This is a genomic window from Streptosporangium sp. OZ121, assembly GCF_051918885.1.
Taxonomy (GTDB): domain Bacteria; phylum Actinomycetota; class Actinomycetes; order Streptosporangiales; family Streptosporangiaceae; genus Streptosporangium.
On record NZ_JBPXMC010000081.1, the window covers coordinates 1 to 1,478 of the forward strand.

Here is a 1,478-nt window from a genome sequence, read left to right on the forward strand (position 1 = left end):
GCGGTGGACAGACGGCCACTGAAGACCACCGACCCACCCCCGGCGACCTCCGTCACCGCACTCAACAACGGATGATCGATGGCGACGAGCCCCACACCGGCCATGTCGCCGGTCTCGATCTGTGTGGGGACCCAGAAGCGCTCACGCTGGAAGGCGTACGTCGGCAGGTCCACGCGGTGTGGCCGCGCCGGAGCGAAGAGAGCGTCCCAATCGAGCGAGACACCGTGGGTGTGCAGCCGGTCGAGCGCCTCGATCAGCGTCCGCACCTCGTCCCGGTCCTTGCGCGCGGTCGCGACGAACACCCCGTCCTGCACGCTCTGCTGAGCCAGCGCGGTCAGGGTGGTGTCCGGCCCGACCTCCACGAACACACCCGCCTGGCAGGCGGCCACCCCATCGGCGAAGCGCACCGCCTCCCGCACATGCCGCACCCAGTACGCCGGGTCGGTCAACAGCCCCGGCTCAGCGGGCCGGCCCGTCACATTGGAGACGACCGGGATACTCGGCTCACTGAAAGCCAACCCGGAGACGACCTGCTCGAACTCCGCCAGCATCGGCTCCATCAACGGCGAGTGGAACGCGTGCGACACGCGCAGCCTGCGCGTCCGCGTACTCACCAAGCCCGCGACCTCCTCCACCGCGACCTCACTGCCGGAGATGACCACGGCTTCCGGGCCGTTGACCGCGGCGATGCTCACGTCCCGGCGGCCCTCCAGCAGCGGAAGCACGTCCGCCTCGGGAGCGGCGACGGCCAGCATCGCCCCACCCTCCGGCAGCCCCTGCATCAACCGGGCACGGGCGGAGACCAGGGCGCACGCGTCGGGCAGTGAGAGCACGCCCGCCACATGCGCGGCGGCGATCTCACCCACCGAGTGACCCACCAGAACATCCGGGGTCACCCCCAGCGAGGTGAGCAGCCGATACAGAGCCACCTCGAAGGCGAACAGCGCCGGCTGGGTCGTCCCCGTCTCACCCAGCACCTCGTCCGGACCGGAGAACATCGCCTCACGCACCGACCCCGGCAACAACGCACAGACCTCGTCCAAAGCTTCGGCGAACACCGGGAACGCCGCCGCAAGTTCACGGCCCATCCCCACCCGCTGGCTGCCCTGACCGGCGAACAACATCGCCAGCCCGCCACCACGGGCCGCATCCGGCGTCGTCGTACCCTCGGCCAGGGCACGCAGGCCCGCCACCAGCTCATCCCGGTCGGCGCCCATCACCACCGCGCGCTGCTCCAGCAGCGCTCTACCACTCGCCAGCGTCCAGCCGATGTCAGCCACGTCGAGCTCCGGCCGCTCCTCCACCCACGACGCGAGCTGCCCGGCCTGAGCCCGCAGCGCCTCGGGGGTCTTGGCCGACAGCAGCCATGGCGTCACCGGCAGCTCGGCGCCGGAGGGCTCAGGCTCCACCGCCGGACCCTGCTCGATGATCACGTGCGCGTTCGTGCCGCTGATCCCGAAGGACGACACCGCCGCCCG

The 1,478-nt window shown here is 71.0% G+C and carries 1 protein-coding gene; it reads right to left on the minus strand.

Annotation, left to right across the window (positions count from 1 at the left end):
* Positions 1-1,478 (minus strand): acyltransferase domain-containing protein (locus ACTOQ1_RS42780; protein ID WP_440074323.1); only part of this gene is annotated, 1,478 nt, incomplete at both ends.